This is a genomic window from Mycobacterium paragordonae (assembly GCF_003614435.1).
Classification (GTDB): Bacteria; Actinomycetota; Actinomycetes; order Mycobacteriales; family Mycobacteriaceae; genus Mycobacterium; species Mycobacterium paragordonae.
Window position 1 is genome coordinate 2,093,314 of record NZ_CP025546.1, and the last position, 18,978, is coordinate 2,112,291.

At 66.6% G+C, this 18,978-nt stretch carries 17 protein-coding genes; 9 read left to right on the forward strand and 8 right to left on the reverse strand.

Annotation, left to right across the window (positions count from 1 at the left end; genetic code table 11):
- Position 1: 1 nt before the first annotated feature.
- The gene (locus tag C0J29_RS09835; RefSeq protein WP_120792197.1) at positions 2-1,483 is read right to left on the reverse strand and encodes a cryptochrome/photolyase family protein; all 1,482 of its coding nucleotides are present in this window, start codon (positions 1,481-1,483) and stop codon (positions 2-4) included.
- A 147-nt stretch (positions 1,484-1,630) separates the two neighbouring features.
- Between C0J29_RS09835 and C0J29_RS09840 the strand changes: the two genes are divergently transcribed.
- Positions 1,631-2,812, forward strand: a complete 1,182-nt coding sequence (locus tag C0J29_RS09840) for a cysteine desulfurase family protein (RefSeq protein WP_120792198.1) — start codon at positions 1,631-1,633, stop codon at positions 2,810-2,812.
- A complete protein-coding gene (gene mnmA, locus C0J29_RS09845; RefSeq protein WP_120792199.1) occupies positions 2,809-3,888 on the forward strand; it encodes a tRNA 2-thiouridine(34) synthase MnmA in 1,080 nt (359 codons plus the stop codon). The genes C0J29_RS09840 and mnmA overlap by 4 nt, the downstream gene beginning before the upstream one ends.
- Here mnmA and C0J29_RS09850 read toward each other — a convergent pair.
- Positions 3,885-4,517, reverse strand: a complete 633-nt coding sequence (locus C0J29_RS09850; RefSeq protein ID WP_120792200.1) for a sensor domain-containing protein — start codon at positions 4,515-4,517, stop codon at positions 3,885-3,887. The two genes, mnmA and C0J29_RS09850, sit on opposite strands and share 4 nt — an antisense overlap.
- 94 nt (positions 4,518-4,611) lie before the next feature.
- Here C0J29_RS09850 and C0J29_RS09855 point away from each other — a divergent pair, with 94 nt between their 5' ends.
- The 5 genes from C0J29_RS09855 to C0J29_RS09875 all read left to right on the forward strand — a co-directional run bounded on the left by C0J29_RS09855 (position 4,612) and on the right by C0J29_RS09875 (position 9,846).
- Positions 4,612-5,625, forward strand: a complete 1,014-nt coding sequence (locus C0J29_RS09855) for a uroporphyrinogen decarboxylase/cobalamine-independent methonine synthase family protein (RefSeq protein ID WP_120792201.1) — start codon at positions 4,612-4,614, stop codon at positions 5,623-5,625.
- Positions 5,626-5,697: 72 nt separating this feature from the next.
- Complete coding sequence (locus C0J29_RS09860; RefSeq protein ID WP_120792202.1) at positions 5,698-6,168, forward strand: SRPBCC family protein; 471 nt, start codon at positions 5,698-5,700, stop codon at positions 6,166-6,168.
- Complete coding sequence (locus tag C0J29_RS09865) at positions 6,165-6,479, forward strand: ArsR/SmtB family transcription factor (protein WP_120792203.1); 315 nt, start codon at positions 6,165-6,167, stop codon at positions 6,477-6,479. The genes C0J29_RS09860 and C0J29_RS09865 overlap by 4 nt, the downstream gene beginning before the upstream one ends.
- 641 nt (positions 6,480-7,120) lie before the next feature.
- Positions 7,121-9,187 (forward strand): NAD-dependent DNA ligase LigA, encoded by a 2,067-nt coding sequence (gene ligA, locus C0J29_RS09870; protein ID WP_120792204.1) that lies wholly within the window; start codon positions 7,121-7,123, stop codon positions 9,185-9,187.
- A 62-nt stretch (positions 9,188-9,249) separates the two neighbouring features.
- On the forward strand, positions 9,250-9,846 hold the full coding sequence (locus tag C0J29_RS09875) for a TetR/AcrR family transcriptional regulator (protein ID WP_065047987.1): 597 nt from the start codon (positions 9,250-9,252) through the stop codon (positions 9,844-9,846).
- A 24-nt stretch (positions 9,847-9,870) separates the two neighbouring features.
- Here C0J29_RS09875 and trhA read toward each other — a convergent pair whose 3' ends face one another.
- Positions 9,871-10,596 (reverse strand): PAQR family membrane homeostasis protein TrhA, encoded by a 726-nt coding sequence (trhA, locus tag C0J29_RS09880; RefSeq protein WP_065047988.1) that lies wholly within the window; start codon positions 10,594-10,596, stop codon positions 9,871-9,873.
- A gap of 518 nt (positions 10,597-11,114) precedes the next feature.
- On the opposite strand from trhA, the gene C0J29_RS09885 reads away from it, so the two are divergent.
- The gene (locus C0J29_RS09885; protein ID WP_082994038.1) at positions 11,115-12,020 is read left to right on the forward strand and encodes an FTR1 family iron permease; all 906 of its coding nucleotides are present in this window, start codon (positions 11,115-11,117) and stop codon (positions 12,018-12,020) included.
- 96 nt (positions 12,021-12,116) lie between these two features.
- Here the strand turns inward: C0J29_RS09885 and C0J29_RS09890 are convergent, their stop codons facing one another.
- Complete coding sequence (locus C0J29_RS09890; RefSeq protein WP_306255245.1) at positions 12,117-13,298, reverse strand: MFS transporter; 1,182 nt, start codon at positions 13,296-13,298, stop codon at positions 12,117-12,119.
- Positions 13,299-13,602: 304 nt separating this feature from the next.
- On the opposite strand from C0J29_RS09890, the gene C0J29_RS09895 reads away from it, so the two are divergent.
- Positions 13,603-15,000, forward strand: coding sequence for a HAMP domain-containing sensor histidine kinase (locus tag C0J29_RS09895; protein ID WP_065161649.1), 1,398 nt, complete (start codon positions 13,603-13,605; stop codon positions 14,998-15,000).
- A 256-nt stretch (positions 15,001-15,256) separates the two neighbouring features.
- On the opposite strand, the gene C0J29_RS34745 is transcribed toward C0J29_RS09895, so the two are convergent.
- The 4 genes from C0J29_RS34745 to C0J29_RS09920 all read right to left on the reverse strand — a co-directional run bounded on the left by C0J29_RS34745 (position 15,257) and on the right by C0J29_RS09920 (position 18,901).
- Positions 15,257-16,051: an ABC transporter permease gene (locus tag C0J29_RS34745; protein ID WP_065161644.1), complete on the reverse strand. Its 795-nt coding sequence runs from the start codon at positions 16,049-16,051 to the stop codon at positions 15,257-15,259.
- A 649-nt stretch (positions 16,052-16,700) separates the two neighbouring features.
- Positions 16,701-16,997, reverse strand: coding sequence for a DUF1490 family protein (locus C0J29_RS09910; RefSeq protein WP_120794656.1), 297 nt, complete (start codon positions 16,995-16,997; stop codon positions 16,701-16,703).
- A gap of 127 nt (positions 16,998-17,124) precedes the next feature.
- Positions 17,125-17,799 (reverse strand): ABC transporter ATP-binding protein, encoded by a 675-nt coding sequence (locus C0J29_RS09915; RefSeq protein ID WP_120792207.1) that lies wholly within the window; start codon positions 17,797-17,799, stop codon positions 17,125-17,127.
- 433 nt (positions 17,800-18,232) lie between these two features.
- On the reverse strand, positions 18,233-18,901 hold the full coding sequence (locus tag C0J29_RS09920; RefSeq protein ID WP_065161641.1) for a response regulator transcription factor: 669 nt from the start codon (positions 18,899-18,901) through the stop codon (positions 18,233-18,235).
- Positions 18,902-18,978 lie beyond the last annotated feature (77 nt).

Sequence of the window (18,978 nt, forward strand, 5' to 3'; positions counted from 1 at the left end):
CTTACGGCGCACTGTCCCCGAGGCCGCGCTGCTGGGCGACCACCTCGTCGAGGTCCTTCAGCCTGCCCAGCCCCGCCATGGGTTGAGCCATGCGGCGGTTGCGTCCCAACTCCCCGGTGTTGCGCGCCAGGAACCACCAGTAGCCGCCGGTGAAGGGGCAGGCTTGCTCGCCGACCCGTTTGCTGGGCTGGTAGCGGCATCCGCCGCAGTAGTCGCTCATGCGGTTGATGTAGGCGCCCCCCGATGCATAGGGCTTGGTCGCCATCAACCCGCCGTCGGCATGCAACGACATGCCGACCACGTTCGCGACCATCACCCAGTCATAGCCGTCGACAAAGGACCGGTGAAACCAGTCGGTGACGGCGGCCGGATCCCAACCCCGTTGCAGCGCATAGTTGGACAGCACCATCAGGCGCGGGATGTGGTGCACCCAGCCGTGATCGCGCACCTGCGCCAGCACGTCCTTGAGGCAGTTCGCTTGCACCGCATCGGCATCCAGCTCGGTGAACCAGGCCGGCAGGCTGTTGGTGGCGTGTAAAGCGTTGCGGTGACGGTAGTTTTCGCCGAAGTGCCAATACACGTGCCAGATGTAGTCGCGCCAGCCGATCAGCTGGCGGATATATCCCTCCACGCTGCTGATCGGCGCCTTCTTGCTGCGGTAGGCGTCCTCGGCGGCGTAGGCACAGTCCAGCGGATCCAGCAGGCCCAGGTTCATCGGCGCCGACAGCAGGCTGTGCGCCATGAACCGGTCGCCACTGAGCATGGCATCTTCGTGAGGGCCGAAGTGCGGCAGTCGATCTCGCAGAAACACTTGCAGTGCCTGCTGCGCCTCCGCTGGCGTGACGGCGAACTCGCGCGGACCGTCGCGTCCGACGAACGTCACCTCTCCGTCGCGTTCCCAGCGGTCCAGGTCGGCGCGAACCTGTTCGTCGATCTCGTCTTCCTCGGGCAACCAGGGCTGTGGAACACCCAGATCATCGGCGGCTTTGGGGGCGGGTTCGCGATTATCGGCGTCGAAATTCCACCGGCCCTCGGCGGGCTGGTCACCGTCCATCAGCAGGTCGAAGCGGCGGCGGGCGGTCCGGTAGAAATTCTCCAGGCGCAGCGTCCGCTGTGATTCCGCCCACTCGTCGAAATCTTGCCGGCTCGTGCAGAATCCCCGGGCGGGCACTACCTCGACCGACGGCAGCGATCGCACGAACCGGTCGGCCGCCCACGAGGTGGGCTGGCACACGCTGACCGGCTCCTTGAGCTGATCAAGGGCTTCCCGATAGCTGCTCGTCTGCAGGAACACGGCCTGCTCGCCGAGCTCAGCCGCCCGGTGGCGCAACGCCGAGAGCACCAGATGCGCCTTGCGCCGGTGGAACCTTCGGCGCGCGAACACAGCCTGCGACTCGATCAGCAGCACCGGTTGAGCCGGATCGTCCAGGAAGTGGGGGCCGAGTTGGTCGGCAAAGCACCACCGCCGGCTCTCGGCGCTCACGCGGTTCTGCGGTTCTGTGTCGGCGGCGCGGTCAACTGTCCCCCTGCGGCAGTACTGAACACATTGTTCACTACGCTATCAGTCGCGGGTCCGCGCCCTGTTCCGGCCGGAATCGCTGCAGGAGGGGCCGGTATCGTGGGGCGGGTCATGGTCTACCTCGATCACGCCGCCACCACCCCGATGCACCCCGCCGCCATCGAGGCGATGACGGCTGTGCTCGGCACCGTGGGCAACGCGTCGTCGCTGCACACCACTGGGCGCGCGGCGCGTCGGCGGATCGAGGAATCCCGGGAACTGATCGCCGAAAAGCTTGGTGCCCGCCCGTCGGAGGTCATCTTCACCGCGGGCGGCACCGAAAGCGACAATTTGGCCATCAAGGGCCTGTACTGGGCCCGTCGCGACGAGAACGCGAACCGCCGGCGCATCGTCACCAGCGAGGTGGAGCACCACGCCGTGCTGGACAGTGTCAACTGGCTGGTCGAGCACGAAGGCGCCGAAGTCACCTGGCTGCCCACCGACTCCGACGGTTCGGTGTCGGCCGCCGACCTGCGCGAGGCGCTCGACGGCGGCGACGACGTGGCGCTGGTGTCGGTGATGTGGGCCAACAACGAAGTCGGCACCGTCCTGCCGGTCAACGAATTAGCCTCCGTCGCAGCCGAATTCGGTGTCCCGATGCATTGCGACGCGGTGCAGGCGGTCGGGCAGCTGCCGGTCGACTTCGGTGCCGGCGGACTTTCGGCGATGAGCGTGACCGGGCACAAGTTCGGCGGCCCGCCCGGGGTGGGCGCGTTGCTGCTGCGTCGCAACGTCGCGTGTGTGCCGCTGCTGCACGGCGGTGGCCAGGAGCGCGACATCCGTTCCGGGACAGCCGATGTCGCCGGTGCGGTGGGCATGGCAGCGGCGGCCCGGATCGCGGTGGACGGCCTGGAGGCCAACAGCGCGCGGCTGCGGGCACTGCGGGACCGACTCGTCGAGGGCGTGCTCGCGCAGATCGACGACGTCCGGGTCAACGGGGCCCCTGACCCGCTACGGCTTCCCGGCAACGCGCACTTCACCTTCCGTGGTTGTGAGGGCGACGCGCTGCTGATGCTGCTGGACGCCAACGGAATCGAGTGTTCGACCGGATCGGCCTGTACTGCCGGCGTGGCGCAGCCGTCACATGTGCTGCTCGCGATGGGCGCGGATCCGGCCAGCGCTCGCGGGTCGCTTCGACTTTCGTTCGGCCACAACAGCGTTGACTCCGATGTGGACGCGGCGTTGCAGGTGCTGCCCGCTGCCGTGGCACGCGCGCGGCGTGCCGCCCTGGCCGCCGCCGGGACGGCCCAGTGAAGATTCTCGCCGCGATGAGCGGTGGTGTGGACTCGTCGGTGGCCGCCGCCCGCATGGTGGACGCCGGACACGACGTGGTCGGTGTGCACCTGGCGCTGTCGAGGTCGCCGGGCACCTTGCGCACCGGATCGCGCGGCTGCTGCTCCAAAGAGGACGCGGCCGATGCTCGCCGTGTCGCCGACGTCCTCGGAATACCTTTCTACGTCTGGGATTTCGCGGAAAAGTTCCAGGCCGACGTCATCGACGACTTCGTTTCCTCCTATGCGCGGGGGGAAACGCCGAATCCCTGCGTCCGCTGCAATCAGCAGATCAAGTTCTCGGCCCTGTCGGCGCGCGCGCTGGCGCTCGGCTTCGACCAGGTGGTCACCGGCCACTATGCGCGGTTGTCCGGCGGACGGCTGCGCCGCGCCGTGGACCGGGACAAGGACCAGTCCTATGTGCTGGCGGTGCTGAGCGCCGAGCAGTTGCGGCACGCCGCCTTCCCGATCGGCGACACCCCCAAGCCGCAGATCCGTGCCGAGGCCGCCCGTCGTGGTCTGGCGGTCGCGGAAAAGCCGGACAGCCATGACATCTGCTTCATCCCCTCCGGCAACACGCAGGCCTTCCTCGGCGAACGCATCGGCGTCCGGCGTGGGGCGGTGGTCGACCGGGACGGCGCGGTGCTGGCCGAACACGAGGGCGTGCACGGCTTCACCATCGGGCAGCGCAAGGGTCTGGGCATCGCCGGGCCGGGCCCGGACGGGCGTCCCCGCTATGTCACAGCGATCGACGCCGACACCGCCACCGTGCACGTCGGCGGTGCCACCGAACTCGACGTGCACGCGCTGACCGGCCGGGCCCCGGTGTTCACCGCCGGAGCGGCGCCCTCGGGCCCGATCGAATGCGCGGTGCAGGTGCGGGCACACGGCGAAATCGCCGACGCCGTAGCGGAATTGGCCGATGGTGAGCTGGTGGTGCAGTTGCGGGCGCCGCTGCGCGGCGTGGCGCGCGGGCAGACGCTGGTGCTGTACCGTCCGGATCCCGAAGGCGACGAGGTGATCGGCAGCGCCACTATCGCCGGGACCGGGCAGGCCTAACTTCCCGGCACATTGGCGGCCATGTTCGTCATCACAATGTCCGAAACCGATTCCGGGAAACCGCAGAAGGTGACTTCCAGCAAGGCCACCGACAACACGCGGTAGTCCCGACCGCACGACCCCGGCCGCATGCGCAGCGAATCGGTGCCGGCGTCCCACGAGTTGACGAACAACCAGCCCATCGAGCTGTCCGCGCAACCCTTGACCGTGGACACCAGCACCTCGAAAGCGTGCCGGGCGGTACCGGCGTCGTGGTAGCTCGCGGCACCCTCGGAGATCAGCCGACCACCGGCGGGGTCCTGGAAGGTCGTCTTGTGGAACGCCTTGACGTCGGGACCGAACGTCGCCGTCTCGGCGAACACGAACCGGCATTCCACCGGCGCGGTCGCGGCGAGGTCCTCGATGTCCACCGGGTAGCGGCCGTCCATCGAGGGAATGATCGTCAGGTGTTCGCCGGCACCGGTGATCGAGCGCATCCTGGACTGGTCCAGCAGCACCGTGCCCGCGTCGAGCACGTCCAGCGGAACCGCGCCGAAGGCGGGCAACGCTTCGCCGCTCACCACGCGAGTGCACGCCGTCGTCAGCACCATCGCACAACACGCCAGGAGCAACCGCGTCAGTCTCGCCATGTGCCGCCCTTCCGGGTCGAAATCTACCCGTGCGCAACAGTGCTAAACACCCCTGGTCGGGGACGCACGGTGGGATGTCGAATACGGTTGCCCGGTGAGTGTTTTCGCACAGGGCAGCGGCATCGGGTCCTGGCCTGGCACCTCGGCGCGCCAGGCCGCCGAAGTCGTCGTCGGCGAACTGGCCGGCGCGCTGGCTCATCTGGTCGAGTTGCCGGCCCGCGGAGTGGGCGCCGACATGCTCGGCCGCGCCGCGGCCCTGCTGATCGACGTGGCGCTGGACACCGTGCCGCGCGGCTACCGCATCGCCTCCCGTCCCGGTGCGGTGACGCGCCGGGCCGTCAGCATGCTCGACGAGGACATGGACGCGCTGGAGGAGGCGTGGGAGACCGCGGGCCTGCGGGGCGGTGACCGGGTGGTCAAGGTGCAGGCGCCGGGGCCGGTCACCCTGGCGGCGGGGCTGGAGCTGAGCAACGGCCACCGTGCGATCACCGATGCGGGAGCGCTGCGTGACCTGGCCGCCTCGCTGGCCGAAGGTGTCGCCGCCCACCGCGCCGCGCTGTCGCGTCGGCTCGACACCCCGGTGGTGGTGCAGTTCGACGAGCCGACGCTGCCGGCCGCGCTGGGCGGCCGGCTGACCGGGGTCACCGCCCTGAGTCCGGTGCCCTCGCTCGACGAGGCGGTCGCCGAGGGGTTGTTGAGCAGCTGCGCCGAGGTGGTGGGGGCGGACGTCGTGCTGCACAGCTGCGCTCCGGATATTCCATGGGACATGTTGGGGCGCACGGGAATTGACGCGGTATCGATCGATGTCAGCACGCTGCGGGCCGCGGATCTGGACGGGGTCGCGGCCTTCGTGGAGCCGGGGCGCACCGTGGTGCTGGGTGTGGTCGACAGCAGTGCTCCCGAGCGCCCGCCGTCGGTGGAAGAGGTGGCCACCAGGGTGGTCGCGGTGACCGACCGCCTCGGGTTCGGGCGTTCGCCGCTGCGGGGACGCGTGGGTGTCAGCCCGGCGTGTGGGTTGGCGGGTGCGACGCCGCAATGGGCGCGCACCGCCGTCGGGCTGGCCCGGGACGCGGCGGAGGCATTCACGCAGGACCCCGACGCGATCTAGGTGTATGCGCAACCTTTCGGTTGCATTTTCGCGGGAGGCGTGATGAGGTGATAGGCAACCAGGAGGTTGCGCATGGATGCCGATCGAATCGAGAAGCAGGTGCTGCTGCGCGCGCCGCTGCAGCGGGTGTGGGCGGCGATCAGCGACGCGGAACAGTTCGGACGCTGGTTCGGCGTCCGCTTCGACGGGCCCTTCGCTGAAGGGCGTACCGTCACCGCGACGATCACGCCCACCGAAGTCGACGCCGACGTCGCCAAGCGCCAGGAGCCGCACGCCGGCGTCACGAGTCGCTGGCAGGTCGTCGCCGTCGAGCCACCCCGCCGGTTCGCCTACCGCTGGCCGATCGATCCGGATGATGAGGACACCACCACGCTCGTGGAGTTCACTCTTGCCGAGGTGTCCGACGGGGTGCTGCTCACCATCGTCGAGTCGGGCTTCGACGCGATACCCGAGGCGCGTCGTCGGGCCTCCTTCGATGCCAACGCCGAGGGCTGGACGATTCAGACCGACCTGGTGCGCCGCTACCTGGAGGAGCGGGCGTGACGGCGGTCGGCGCGCCACTTTTCGACGCCCTCGGCGATGCCAACCGGCTGCGCATCGTGGTACGGCTGTGCGAGGTGGGTCCGAGCTCGACAACGCAAGTGACACAGGTTATTCCGGTTACGCGGCAGGCTGCCAGCAAGCATCTGCAGCTGCTGGAGTCGGCGGGGCTGGTAACGAGTAGCCGGCGCGGGCGCGAGCGCCTCTGGGCGGTGCGCAGCGAGCCGCTGGCCGAGGCGGGCGATTACCTCGCCCAGTTGTCGCGGCGTTGGGACGCGGCGGTGGACCGGCTGCGGGCCTTCGTAGAAGGGTGAGTAGAGGGGTGAGTGGAGCCTCGGCTTATTCGCCGAGATTGCCGTGAGGGATGTGATTTTGTCTCGGGCGCGACCCTGGCGGCAATCTCGGCGAGGGGCGGCGGCGGCTCGCGCGGCGAGGGGTGCCGGCGGCTCGCGCGGCGTGGGGCGGCGGCTCGCGCGGCGAGATTGCCGGGAGGGCTGTGATTTTGTCCCATGCGCGACCCTGGCGGCAATCTCGGCGTGGGGCGGCGGCGGCTCGCGCGGCGAGGGGGTGTGGCGGCGGCTCGCGCGGCGTGGCGGGCGGCTTGTTCGCCGAGATTGCCGGGAGGGCTGTGATTTTGTCCCGGGCGCGACCCTGGCGGCAATCTCGGCGTGGGGCGGCGGCGGCTCGCGCGGCGAGGGGTGCCGGCGGCTCGCGCGGCGTGGCGGGCGGCTTGTTCGCCGAGATTGCCGTGAGGGCTGTGATTTTGTCTCGGGCGCGACCCTGGCGGCAATCTCGGCGTGGGGCGGCGGCGGCTCGCGCGGCGAGGGGTGGCGGCGGCTCGCGCGGCGAGGGCGTCGGCGGCTCGCGCGGCGAGATTGCCGTGAGGGCTGTGATTTCGTCCCGGGCGCGACCCTGGCGGCAATCTCGGCGAGAGGTAGGGCGATAGCCTGCCAGAGTGACGTCTACCGAGGTGCTCCGCGAGTGGCAGGACCTGGCCGAGGAGGTACGCGAACACCAGTTCCGCTACTACGTGCGCGATGCGCCGATCATCACCGACGCCGAATTCGACAAACTGCTGCGCAGGCTGGAGGCGCTTGAGGCGCAGTACCCCGAGCTGCGCACTCCTGACTCGCCGACCCAACTGGTCGGCGGGGCGGGGTTCGCGACGGAGTTCGAGGCGGCCGAGCACCTCGAGCGGATGCTGAGCCTCGACAATGCGTTCAGCGCCGACGAACTGAGCGCCTGGGCGGCCAGAGTGCACGCCGAGGTCGGCGACGACGCGCACTACCTCTGTGAACTCAAGATCGACGGCGTCGCGCTGTCGCTGGTGTACCGGGACGGACGTCTGGCCCGGGCCGCAACCCGGGGAGACGGCCGCACCGGCGAGGACGTCACGCTCAACGCGCGCACCATCGACGACGTGCCGCTGCGGTTGTCCCCGAGCGATGACTACCCGGTGCCCGAAGTTCTCGAGGTGCGCGGCGAGGTCTTCTTCCGGGTCGACGATTTCGCGGCCCTGAACGCGAGCCTGGTCGAGGATGGCAAGGCGCCGTTCGCCAATCCGCGCAACAGCGCCGCGGGCTCGCTGCGCCAGAAGGACCCCGCCGTCACCGCCCGCCGCAAACTGCGGATGATCTGCCACGGGCTGGGGCACACCGAGGGCTTTCGGCCGGTCAGCCAGCACGCCGCCTACCTGGCGCTCAAGGAGTGGGGCCTGCCGGTCTCCACGCACACCACCGTCGTCAGCGGGCTGACGTCGGTCCAGGAGCGCATCGAGTACTGGGGCGAGCACCGGCACGAGGTGGACCACGAAATCGACGGCGTGGTGGTCAAGGTCGACGAGACGGCGTTGCAGCGCCGGCTGGGTTCCACCTCGCGGGCACCGCGCTGGGCGATTGCCTACAAGTACCCGCCGGAAGAAGCCCAGACGAAGCTGCTCGACATCCGGGTCAACGTCGGGCGCACCGGGCGGGTCACTCCGTTCGCGTTCATGACGCCGGTCAAAGTGGCCGGCTCGACGGTGGCGCAGGCCACGCTGCACAACGCCTCGGAGGTCAAACGCAAGGGCGTGCTGATCGGCGACACGGTGGTGATCCGCAAGGCCGGCGACGTGATCCCGGAGGTACTGGGTCCCGTGGTCGACCTGCGCGACGGCTCCGAACGCGAATTCGTCATGCCCACAACGTGTCCCGAGTGCGGCACCACCCTGGCGCCGGAGAAGGAGGGCGACGCCGATATCCGGTGCCCCAACTCCCGAGGCTGCCCGGCGCAGTTGCGTGAGCGCGTCTTCCACGTGGCCAGCCGCAACGCCCTGGACATCGAGGTGCTCGGCTACGAGGCCGGGGCCGCGCTGTTGCAGTCCGGGGCGATCTCCGACGAAGGCGACCTGTTCAGCCTCAGCGAAGAGGACCTGCTGCGCACCGAGCTGTTCCGGACCAAGGCCGGCGACTTGTCGGCCAACGGCAGGCGGCTGCTGGCCAACCTGGACAAGGCCAAGGAGGCGCCGCTGTGGCGCGTCCTGGTGGCCCTGTCGATCCGGCACGTCGGGCCGACGGCGGCGCGCGCGCTGGCGGCCGCCTTCGGCACGCTCGATGCGATCGCCGGGGCGACGACCGAAGAGCTGGCCGCCGTGGAAGGGGTGGGCACCACCATCGCGGCCGCGGTCACCGACTGGTTCACCGTCGACTGGCACCGCGACATCGTCGACAAGTGGCGCGCCACCGGTGTCCGGATGGCCGACGAACGCGACGACAGCGTGCCGCGCAACCTGGCGGGGCTGAGCATCGTGGTGACCGGCTCGCTGACCGGCTTCTCCCGCGATGACGCCAAGGAGGCGATCGTCAGCCGGGGCGGCAAGGCGGCCGGTTCGGTGTCGAAGAAGACCTCCTTCGTCGTGGTCGGCGACTCACCCGGCTCCAAATACGACAAGGCCGTCGAGCTCGGCGTCCCGATCCTCGATGAAGACGGGTTCCGGAAACTGCTGGCCGAAGGGCCGCCGGAAACCGAACCCGCCCCGGAGTGACAGGGCGCGCGGACTAGTACGGTACTGGACCGTACTAACCCTGCCGTCCTATCGTGGGCGCTATGGCTGCGACGATCGACCCCCCGGCGGACGCATCTCCGTGGTCGCCGCGCGAGGCCGAGTTGCTGGCGGTGACGCTGGAACTGCTCGCCGAACACGGGTACGACGGCCTGACGGTGGACGCCGTGGCCAACACCGCCCGGGCCAGCAAGGCCACCGTCTACCGCCGTTGGCCGTCGAAGGCCGAACTGGTCCTGGCCGCCTTCATCGAAGGCATGTGCCAGGTGGCGGTACCGCCGAACACCGGCACCCTGCGCGGCGACCTGCTGAAGCTCGGGGAAATCATCTGCGCGCAGGCGCATCAGCAGGCCAGCACCATTCGCGCGGTGCTGGTCGAAGTGTCGCGTCACCCCGCCCTCAGCGACGCCATGCAACATCAATTCCTCGATCAACGAAAAGCGTTGATGCAGCACGTGTTGCAACAGGCGGTGGACCGGGGGGAGATCGCCCGGGAAGCGATCATCGACGAACTGTGGGATCTGTTGCCCGGCTACCTCATTCACCGGTCGCTGCTGCCGAACGACCCGCCGGACAGCCGCACCGTGCAGGCCCTGGTGGACGGCTTCATCCTGCCCGGACTGACGCGGTCGAAGGCGTGACGTGCGATTCGCCGAGCAATCGGGTCAGAACACGGCGAAGCAGATCGCGATGAACTGGCAGATCGCGGCGAGCACCGTCAGGGTGTGGAAGACCTCGTGATAGCCGAATGTGGTCGGCCACGGGTCGGGCCGGCGTAGTCCGTAGCAGACCGCGCCGACGCTGTAGAGGACGCCGCCCGCGATGAGCAGCATGGCCGCGGCCACTCCGGCGTTGCGCAGGATCATGCCCATGTACCACACCGCGACCCAGCCCAACGCCAAGTAGAGCGACGTACCCATCCACCGCGGAGCCGACGGCCAGAGCAGGGTCAAGGCGATGCCGGCCAACGCCCCGCCCCACACGACGGCCAGCACGACATGCCCGGTCGGCCGAGGCATGTTCAAGCGGGCGAACGGCGTATAGGTGCCGGCGATGAGCACGAAGATCATCGCGTGATCGAGTCGGCGCATCCACGCCCGTGCGGCCGCTGATTGCCAGTACACGCGGTGGTACGTGGCGCTGACCGCGAACATCGACACAATGGCCAGGACGTACGCCAGCGTCGCATGGCCGGCCAGTTTGGACACCTCCGACCACGACGCCACCACGAGAGTGGTCCCGGCGAACACGGCGACGACGGCACTGTAGAGGTGGATCCAGCCGCGTAACCGCGGCCTGGCCGACGCCCCGACCATTTCCGCGACATCTCCGACGACGGCGACCGCTCCGCCAAGCCCAGACTCCGGGGCCACATCAGGTTGACAGCTCATTGTTCCCCTCCCACGCTTGCCACATTGATTCGGAGCCGAAGGTATTGGGGAGGCGCTGAGGAAGCGCTGAGAAGCCGACAACGAATCGCCATCTTTGCGCCTCGATGGATCGGCCTGCGGAATCGGACGGTGCGCGAGCCAGTGGTTTTGGCGTTCAAACCAGACGGGTCGATGCGCATGCTGTGGTCCACGCGACATGCCCGCTATGGCATCGTCGCGAGTCAGGGCGCGGAATCGCGTTCGCAAGAGTGGTCGTGCCATGCACCAATGACCCGCTCCGCCAATGCAGACACGACGGAGGCTGCACAGGGGAGATTTGGAGTCAGATTCACGGCGACCTGCGAGCCGTGGCGGGCTCACCACCGAGTGGGCTCAATGTGCCCGCCTGATGACGCAGCCATGCAATTTGGTGGGCTTCTCAGCGCCTTCTCAGCGTCCGCCCCATAGGCTGCTGGTCCCGTCACATCCTTTGCTAATCGTGACTGAGGATCCCGCACAGGGAAGAGGGAGGGGCGACAGTGCAAGCCGGATTTGGCGCCTTTATCGGGGTGTTTCTGATTGGCCTGCGCGAAGGTTTAGAAGTAACGCTCATAGTGAGTATCGCCGCAGCCTTTCTGAAGCGGAACGGCCAGTCGACTCGTTCCATGTTTGCTGGTGTCGCTGTCGCCGTACTGATTTGCATCGCCGGCGGCGTCGGCTTGACCCTCTTGTCAAAAGGTTTGCCGCAGGCGCAGCAGGAAATGATGGAGACCATCATTGGTGTCTTTGCGATCATGTTTGTCACTTCCATGATTGTTTGGATGATCCACCACGCCGGCAGACTGCAGGGTGAACTGGAACTTGGCGCCGAAGAGGCGGTCAGTCGGGGCGGTTCCCTAGCGCTCACGGTCATGGCCTTCCTCGCTGTCCTGAAAGAGGGCTTCGAGTTGTCGGTGTTCCTATTGGCGGCCGCGGGCACCTCTCATAGCAGCCGCTGGTTCGCCGTTATCGGCGGCATGACCGGAATCGCGGTGTCGATGGGAGTGGGCGTAGGTCTTTACTTCGGCGGATTGAAACTCAACCTGCACCGTTTCTTTCGGGTCACCGGTATCTTCCTGGTTCTCATCGCAGCCGGGTTGGGACTGAATGTTTTGCGCACTGCCCACGAGGCGGGGTGGCTGAACATCGGTCAACAACAGGTCGTTGACCTGTCGCACTGGATCCCCGAGGAGTCGGTGCAGGGTGCTCTAGTCACGGGCCTGTTCGGCGTTCCCACCGATCCTCGGCTCATCGAGGTGCTGGGATGGCTGCTTTACGCGGTAGTAATGGTCGTGGTCCTGGTGTGGCCAGCGCGGCGTCGCAACCGTACCCAAAGCCAAACAGCCGGATCGACAGTGGCAATGCCGACGGCTGAGCGGTTCGGCGCCGGCGGCGGGTCCCGATGAACCTGGACGCCGCAGTCCGGGCTGCGCGCAGGCTGAATGTCCCGACAATGACGCGCGTTGCGCGCTCATGCTGGCTACTGCACAGCGTCGACCGCGTTAAATCGAGTCCAGGCCGAGGTCGCGGTCCTTAGTACGTTCGCTATCGACCGGCACGAGCGGTGCCGCCGCCAGAGCGAATACGGCGCATGCGGCGAAAGCCAGCGGATATCCCGCTGCACTGATGAGCGCACCGAATGAAGGCGCTGTGGCGGCGGCGGCTAATCGCTGGCACGTGTTCTGCACGCCGAGGGCTCGTCCACTCCAGAACGGCCCTCCGAACTCGGTGATCGCTGTGGCCGCCAAGCCGTTGTAGCCCACCGCGGTCACGGCTGCAACCACCATGGCGGCAACGGCGAGCGGCGAGTTGAGATAGTCGTTCAACGCAAGCACCGCCGATGTGGAAAAGCACGCGGTGGCGATCCACCGCTTCGGACGCATCCGAGAACCGAGGCGGTCAGACCAGCGGCCAGCGGCGATGCGGCCCAGCGCGCCGATGAATTGCGTGACAGTAACTAGCGCGCTGGCCGCGGGTATCGACCAGTGATGCTCCGTGATCAGCCAGATGAGCATGAACGTGATCGTGACTTGTTGGGGCACCATCAAAAGCGCCGACACTAGGTGAATACGTTGCAGGGTTTGTGAGCGCCGGTAGGGGTTGGTTAGCTGCTCGTGGGGGGTGGCTGCACGTTGGGGCCGGGGAGGGTCGGTCAAGCAGACGTAGCAGGCTCCGGCTGCCATTGCGCACGCGACCGCCGGGTAAAGCAGAGCGGCGAAAAATCCATTTTCAATCTCGATCAGTTCAGGTAGTGCCAACGCGCCGATTGCAACGCCCAGCGGTTGCGCGGTCTGGCGGATTCCCATGGCCAGGCCGCGCTGGTGGGATGGAAAGGAGCCGGATACCAGCCGTCCGCCAGCGGTGTTGGCGCTGGCAGCGGCCATTCCGCCGAGGAACATTAGCGCGCCGATCGCCGCGAGGGAACGCTGGGGTGCGGCGGCGAAAGCGGTCGCGGCGGTCACACCCAGGCCAGCGGTGAGCACCCAGCGCTCACCGTGGCGGTCCACCAGGTAGCCCCAGCCGATCAGCGTGCAAACCATGCCGAAGCTTGGCATCGCCGACAATAACCCCGCCTGTGCGAGTGAGGTATGGCGTTCGGACTGCAGCGCCGGAATGAGAAACACCCCACAGTTGATGAACAGAAATGCGCACGAAGTGGCGGCCACCGAGATCGCGAGCGTCAACCAGCGTCGCGGTGTACTGACGGGGGAGGCGAGATCATATTTTTGATTCGGCACAATTGTCCTTCGGCGGGATCGGCTGGCAGCTCCGTAAAGCGCTGCGCCACCGGCGCCCGAGCCTTGAAAGCCCGGGCAGGTGGGTAACGCGAAATGCGAGCAAATAGTCACTCAACAAGCACCGACGCTATGAGTAGATCGCTGAGAAGCCACTGTGAGGCCCAAGGGGAACATCGATGCGCGCGCCTCGATCGCCCGCCCTCTCAGCCGGCTCTTAGCCGATGAGTAGAAAAATGGCCGTGTGCACGGTGTGAGGGGTAACGCGCGATCGAGGCTTCGGGGTTTTGCCCGGCCGCGCAACTGGGGAATCTCTACACGGTCGGCTGTCATTTCGGCAGTGGTCGTGTTGTTTGCCCTCGGCCTTGCCGGGACCGCTTTGGACTTAGTTCTCTACCGGTTGTTGCTCGACGGGATTGATGACGCGACCGCCGCCAGAGTTCAAACTATCGCCGCGGCGCTGCAATCCAAACCCTTAGGCGATCTGGATGGCGCGCTGCTGAAGACGGATCAACATGTGGTCGCCGTTCAGGTGATCGATCCTTCCGGAGCGGTACGACTGAGGTCGGGCTCTGCGCCGGACACACCATTGCTCCCCGTTTCTGACTTCGGTCCCGAACTGAGGCGCGGCATCCCTGACGACGCGCTGCCGAGCGACGACATGAGAATGAGCGGTCAGCGGGTCGAAACGGTATCCGGGCAGTACACGGTGCTGGTCGGCGGAGGCAGTGAGGCAGTCGAAGAAACTGCGCGGGCCGTGGCGCTGCTACTGGCTTGCGGAGCACCCATCATTGTGGCGGTTGCCGCGACTGCAACCTATCGGCTGGTGCGACGCTCGCTGCACTCAGTCGACGCGATTCGCCGCAGAGTGGCCGCTATTACGACCTCTGATCTTGCCCAACGGGTGCCCGTGTCCCGCAATCACGACGAGATTGCGGCCCTGGCGGTCACCATGAACGACATGCTGGCGCGCATTGAAGCAGGACAGCAGGCGCAGCGAAGGTTTGTGGCTGATGCCTCTCACGAACTGCGAAGTCCGCTGGCCACCGTTATTTCTGGGCTGGAGCTCGCCAAAATCCACCCCGGAGTGTTCGATGCCGAATTAGCCGCCGACACTTTGCTTCCCGAAGCGCAACGCATGCAAACGCTGGTCGAAGATCTCCTCTTGTTGGCGCGCGCTGACGAACGACGTCTGACCTTGCGAAAAGAGGAGATGGCCCTCGGGGACCTCGCAGAAATCGAGGCTGCCCGTGTGCGGCGCGCAGGCGCTTGCACGATCGAAACCGATATCGGCCCTGCGCATCTGACCGGTGACCCCGAAGCCCTATCACGGGTTATCCGCAACCTGGTCGACAATGCCGTGCGGCACGCGAACTCCCGCATCGGCATTGAGGTCAGCAACGGAAACGGAACAGCCGTGCTTTCTGTCAGCGACGACGGCCCGGGCATCCCACAGTCTGAGCGAAGGCGTGTCTTCGAGCGTTTTGTGCGACTGGACTCAGACCGCGCGCGCAGCGGCGGGGGCGCCGGCTTAGGTTTGGCCATCGTCGCTGAGGTAGTCGCTGCACATAGCGGCACGGTCACTGTTAACGACCGTCCCGGCGGTGGAACCACCATGACCGTTGCCCTGCCTGAGCATTTCAATTCGTAACCGGCACCCATAACTGTCTCAGATCGAACAACTTGAGGGCAGCCCAGAAAAGGGGGCGTGCGGAATTTTGGTCCGAATCCACAGCGCAGCAACAAACCTCGGAGGAGAGCGGGGTGCAGTGGTGCGGATGATCTTTGCTGGATCGATCCGCGTCACCCCGTCGGCTGTGTCGGCGCGCTGATATGGCGTGGCCTCCCGAAGGCGATCAACGTCAGATACCGGAATGCTCGCGACAACGGCCACAATTAGGCGAGGGTCAACTCGTATTGCCAGGCAGGTTCGCCTGATTCAGGCGTTGCGCGTCGTCGAAAAGCGATTTCTCTGCGAGGCGGACCGTGACGAGGGCGGACAGCGCGGTGGCGGCAAGCTGCATATACATCACCACGATTTGGTAGCGAATCGCGGTGAGGGGGCTCGTTCCGGCCAGGATCAGTCCGGTCATCGCGCCAGGCAGGCTGATCAGCCCGACTACCTTGGTGGAATCTATCGTCGGAATCAACGCCGTCCGCAGCGCTGATCGCCGGTGAGGCAAGATCGCCTGCCGCCCGGATTGGCCGAGAGACAATCGGGCTTCGATGGCTGGGCGCGACTGGCGAACTTCGTAGTCGAGACGCCGCAAAGTACTTCCGGCCGCCAGCATGGCGGAGGAGACAATCATGCCGCTGACTGGAACGAGCACGCGGGTCTCGGCGGCGATCACCCGTCCGGCCAGCAAAGCTCCGAGCGTGACACCGGTGCTGGCGGCAACTCCGCCAGTGGCGATAAGCCTGGCCTGTGGTATGCCTGCACCGCGCCGACCTGCGACCTGTCCGGCAACGATCGTCATCATGCTCACCCACCCGGCGGCGCCAAGCAGGCTCGTCCACTGGAACAAGACGCGAAGAAGAGCACCGGCCGTGACCAGCTGTACTGCGGCGCGTGCGGCGGCGACGACAAGCTCCTTCGTCAAACCCAGCCGCTGCCGGTACGTAACCGCACCTGCCGCCGTGACCAACAGAAGCGATACGCCAACCCCGCCCCAGCTCGGTACGGCCGGCGCCGCTGTCGCCATCGCGGCCAGGGGCGATCTCGGGCTATGTCGGATCATCCGCGCGCGTGCAGGTCGAGCCGCCGGAAAGCCCATATTCGCCGCCCGCCGTAGTAACCAACAAACGCCGACGCCGGTCAATCCGAGCGCTATCAACCCCAGCGGCAAGGTCAGGGATACCCACTGCGCGCGGACGCGAACTCGGCCGCGTTTAATCAACCGGATCGGCGAATGCTGACCGGCGGGGGCAGGTTCGAGGTGGTACCCAAGACGGTCCAGTGCTGCACGCAGCCTCTGAATCTCGGGCGGATCACTTGACAGCCCACCGCGCGGTTTCGACAACGTTCGGGCGAGCCGGCCGATGACGTTGTTCAGCACACTGCTGCGGCCGCGAGCAACCGAGGAGCGGGAAGTACGCTCGCCCGTCGGCGCGGCACCGACGGACTCCACGCTGCAGATCGCTGCCAGAACGGCTGCGGTATCGCACGCTCCGGGCGCATACCAAACCACGACAGATGCGGTACGCGGATACGCCTGTACTGCGCGCACTCCGGTGACCTTGGCGACAGTCTCCTCGATCGCTGAGGCCCGCAAGTAATCGTGGCGGAAGCCTACGGCGTGCACCCGCATCCGCCCCGCCGCGGCGGATACAACCGCCGGTCTGAGCCCGGCATCAACGCCCGGCATCATCGGTCTCCGTGAGGTCATCTTCGGCCTGCGCGGTCGGCGGTGAACTCTCTTTTCCCACGCGCTCCGCGGCCTCGGCTACCACGTCGGCGACCGCTAGCCGGGCCCGCTCGGCGCTTTCCTCAGCCTGGCGCGCGAGACGCAAACCCACCGCCGTCATGGAAACAGCTGCTGCTCGCAGCGGTTTCTTGGCCACTTTGCGTAGCCCGTCATACGCGACCGCTCCGACGATCCCAGTGACTACCGTAGGTGCCGCCTTTGCCAAGACTCCATGCCACACCATCTCCGACACTCCCTTCAATTGGTTTCCTGATCGGTGCAGGTTTGCATCGTTTCCAGCCGGGCGTCCTTGACGCCACTTCTCCGCGGGCGCCACTCCGGCAACACGTCGTCGACGGTCGTGGTGGTGGTCATGAGGTTGAACCAAGATCGGGGTCGCCGGGTCGGGCACACTCGACCAGGCGACCGTTTTCGAGGATTAAAACCTGTTGGGCGACGCTTTTGATTAACGCGTGGTCATGGCTGACCAGGACCACGGTTCCACCCGCGCTCACATAGGCGGCTACCAACTCGCCGATCACCTCGGCCGAAGCCCCGTCGAGCGCCGACGTCGGCTCATCGAGAAGCAGCGTCTTCGGTTCGACGGCTAACGCCCGCGCTAGACACACCCGTTGCATTTCCCCGCCTGACAGCTCCGCGGTCGCGCGTAAGGAGAACCCTGGCGACAGCCCCACGCGTTCCAGCAACTTGGCCACTCCGGCCTCAGGCAAGTCGGGGCGACCCACGCGGACCTCGTCGAGCACTCGATCGGTCAGCAATACCGCGGCTTGCGCCACCAGCCCAACGCGCCGCCTCAATACCAAGACGTCCATTCCGTCGATGGGCGCACCGTCGAGCGTGATACGTCCGGTCGTAGGTTCATCGAGCCGGTTCAGCAACCGCAACAATGTCGACTTGCCGGCCCCGCTGGCACCAACAACGGCGGTGCAGCGGGCGGCCGGAATACTTGCGCTGACCTGGTCCAAGAGCGTAGCCCCGCCGCGGGTCACCGTGACCTGCATGAGGCAGAAACCGTCCCCGCGCATCAGCCGTTCGTAACTATCCGCACACCAACAGCATTGATGCACAACGTTGTTCAGCTGAAATGGGTAATCCAGTCAGCGCCGCGCGGCTGTGACACCTCGGCGGCACGGGCGGGCCAGCCGTGATGATTGCGGCGATGCTGTCGCAGTGGCTTGGCATCGCGGTGGACGCCACCGTTGCTCCCAGGTCGCATCGGTGCGTCCCAGAAAGCGGCCTGCCGCTGCGTCGCTGCTTGCGGTAACAACACAATTTCCGTTGTCCGTCATTCGGAGTGATCGCCACGACGTAGAAGCGTAGGAACGAAGCGCTGAGAGATTGCTGAGATTGCCTCTCTCCGCCGTTGCAGCATCACCGATCGCGCGCCGAACCCTCGGCAGTAAGTCCCGCTTCCTGGGGGGCAACGCACGCACAGCCCGATCGAGGATTGTTTCTGCCTCAGGACAGCAGTCGGTAGCCGACGCCTCGGACCGTCTCGATGGTGTTGGTACCAAAGGGACCGTCGACTTTGCGTCGGAGATATCCCACGTACACCTCAACCACGTTGTCAGGACCGTCATAGTGCGCGTCCCAGACGTTGCGCAGTATCTCGGCCTTCGTTACAACCACGTCCTTGTTGCGCAACAGGAATTCCAGCAGTCCGTACTCGCGAGGAGTCAGAGATATTGCGGTCGAGTCCCGCTCGACGGTGTGCCGCGCGGGGTCCAAAGACAGCGACCCAGCGGTCAACACCACCGGTCGCTCCGGTGCCCCTCGACGCGCCAACGCGCGCAGGCGAGCCACCAGGACCCGAAATGAAAAAGGTTTGGTGAGATAGTCGTCGGCTCCGAGATCGAAAGCGTCGGTCTGGTCGTATTCGCCGTCCTTGGCGGTCAGCATCAAGACCGGCGTCCACACACGCTGCGTGCGCATCCGGCGCAGCACCTCATATCCGCTGAGACCGGGCAGCATGATGTCGAGCACCACGACGTCGTATGTGTTGTGAGTCGCCTCGTGCAGGCCGTCCGTGCCAGAGTCGACGGCTACGACGACGAAACCCTCAGCCTTGAGCCCCCTGGACAGGGTTGCGGCCAATCCTGCTTCATCCTCGACGAGCAGGATTCTCATGTCGTTGAGGCGCTTGATGTTTCGGGGTGACGTCCGCGACGTTGCGGCATGACGATGATCAATGCCACCATGATTGC